The following is a 2485-nucleotide window of genomic DNA, read 5'->3' as shown; positions in this document are numbered from 1 at the left end:
TGTGTTTAGGCATGCAAAATTGACCCCGTTTGCGGGGTAATCGGCATCCAATTTTGACCCCCCTAGATTAGATCTGACCATCCGACTTGGCAGCGGATGGAGCGGGAGTTGAAGACAGTGGATACGATTGCGCGGGTTCGTCGAGCTTTTCATGTACAGGGCTGGTCGATGAAGAAGATCAGCCGCGAGCTGCATGTCTCGCGGAACACGGTGCGCAAGATTCTGCGCTCGGACCAGACGGATTTTTCCTATGAACGGGAACATCAACCCTTGCCCAGGATCGGCCCCTGGCGGGAACAGGTCGATCAGTTTCTGCAAGCCAATGAAGGTAAGCAATCGCGCGAGCGTTTGACGCTGATCCGCATCTACGAGGAACTTCGCGCCCTTGGATTTGAGGGCAGTTATGATTCAGTGCGCCGCTACGCGAAAACGTGGTCGAAGACACGCGGTGCGGTGACGGCGGAAGCCTACGTACCGCTGTTCTATGCACCGGGAGAAGCTTACCAGTTCGACTGGAGCCATGAGATCATTCTGATCAACGGAGTGACGACGACCGTGAAGGTCGCCCATGTCCGTCTCTGCCACAGCCGGATGATGTTTGCCCGGGCCTACATGCGTGAAAGCCAGGAGATGGTGTTTGATGCGCATGACCGGGCCTTTGCATTCTTTCGCGGCACCTGCACGCGCGGCATCTACGATAATATGAAGACGGCAGTCGAGGCTGTGTTCGTCGGTAAGGAACGCCAGTACAATCGGCGTTTCCTGCAGATGTGCAGCCACTATCTGGTCCAGCCTGTTGCCTGCACACCCGCATCGGGCTGGGAGAAGGGACAGGTCGAGAACCAGGTTGGCCTCGTGCGCGAGCGCTTCTTTACACCGCGACTTCGGGTCAAAAGCCTGGAAGAGCTGAATGTCTGGCTGCTCGATAAATGCATTACCTATGCCAAGGCGCATCGTCATCCGGAGCAGGCAGAACGGACGATCTGGCAGGTCTTTGAGGAGGAGCGCCGCAGTCTTGTCCATTATGCCGGGCCATTCGACGGCTTCCACTGCGTTCCGGCATCTGTGTCGAAGACGTGCCTCGTGCGTTTCGACAACAACAAATACTCGGTTCTTTCAACCGCAGTCGGCCGCCCTGTGGAGGTCCATGCCTATGCCGAGAGGATCGTCATTCGCCAGGATGGTGTGAGTGTTGCGGAGCATCGCCGCTCGTTCGGCCGGGGCGAGACCATCTACGATCCTTGGCATTACGTGCCTGTCCTGGCTCGCAAGCCCGGTGCCTTGAGGAATGGCGCTCCGTTCCGTGAATGGGTTCTGCCCGCAGCGATGGAGAAGGTTCGCCGGAAGCTGAAAGGCATGAGCGATGGCGATCGGCAGATGGTGACCATCCTTGGATGCGTTCCCACCGACGGGCTGGCAGCAGTAGATGCGGCCTGCCAGGAGGCACTCGACCACAGTGTCTGCTCAGCCGCAGTGATCATCAACATTCTGGCTCGCAGCCGTGATCCGGCTCCCACTGTTACCCTTCACACCCCCGATGCGCTTCGTCTGACCCATGAGCCAGTGGCCGATTGCGCACGTTATGACAGCCTCAGGAGGGCAAGCCGATATGGAACGCACACAGGTTCTGGAATTGATGAGCAGTCTCAAGCTTTATGGGATGCGCAGCGCTTATGACGAGATCATGGGCAACGGCATCAAACGCCAGCATGAGCCTCCCCGCATCGTCGGGGATCTGCTGCAGTCAGAGATTGCCGAGAAGCAGGCTCGTTCCATCCGCTACCAGCTCTCGATTGCAAAACTGCCACTGGCAAAGGATACCGATGACTTCGACTTCGCAAACACGCCCGTTAATGAAGGGCTGATCCGCGAACTCGCCACGGGCACATTCGTTGCCGATCAGCGCAATGTGGTGCTGGTTGGCGGTACAGGGACAGGCAAGTCGCATCTGGCCATAGCCATAGCCCGTGCACTCATACGCAATGGAACACGCGGGCGCTTCTTCAATGTCGTCGACCTCGTCAATCGTCTCGAAACGGAAACACGAAGCGGCAAGCAGGGCCGGATGGCAGACTACCTCAATCGTCTCGACTTCATCATTCTCGATGAACTCGGTTATCTGCCCTTCGCGCAAGCCGGAGGGCAGCTCCTGTTCCATCTCATCAGCCGGCTATACGAACGCACGTCCATCATCGTCACCACCAATCTGGCGTTCGGCGAATGGCCTACCGTCTTTGGGGATGCCAAGATGACGACCGCCTTGCTCGATCGGCTGACGCATCATTGCGAAATCGTCGAAACCGGAAACGAATCCTGGCGCTTCAAAAACCGCTCTCAAAGCTAAAGCCGGATTCGCCAATCACGCCGCACTTGCCGACCCTCTGCAACCCCGACCAGCGTCGGGCCGGCAAGTGCTAACCTCACACACAAAGGGGGTCAAAATTGGATGCCGATAAGGGGTCAAAGTTCGGTGCCGATTGACACC

The 2485-nt window shown here is 57.6% G+C and carries 2 protein-coding genes; both read left to right on the top strand.

Going from position 1 to position 2485, the window contains the following annotated elements; genetic code table 11:
- The first annotated feature begins 108 nt into the window (after positions 1-108).
- Positions 109-1677, top strand: coding sequence for an IS21 family transposase (istA, locus tag FHW16_RS28695; protein WP_182552861.1), 1569 nt, complete (start codon positions 109-111; stop codon positions 1675-1677).
- On the top strand, positions 1610-2344 hold the full coding sequence (gene istB / locus FHW16_RS28690) for an IS21-like element helper ATPase IstB (protein ID WP_182552860.1): 735 nt from the start codon (positions 1610-1612) through the stop codon (positions 2342-2344). Before istA ends, istB begins: the two co-directional genes overlap by 68 nt.
- Positions 2345-2485: the final 141 nt, after the last annotated feature.

Source organism: Phyllobacterium myrsinacearum (assembly GCF_014138285.1).
GTDB classification, from domain to species: domain Bacteria; phylum Pseudomonadota; class Alphaproteobacteria; order Rhizobiales; family Rhizobiaceae; genus Phyllobacterium; species Phyllobacterium myrsinacearum_A.
Note: the sequence above shows the minus strand (reverse complement) of the source record. Positions and strands in the feature narration are given on the sequence as shown.

Coding starts and splice junctions, on each gene's coding strand:
- istB (WP_182552860.1), top strand. CDS start 1,610: ATGGAACGCACACAGGTTCTGGAATTGATGAGCAGTCTCAAGCTTTAT.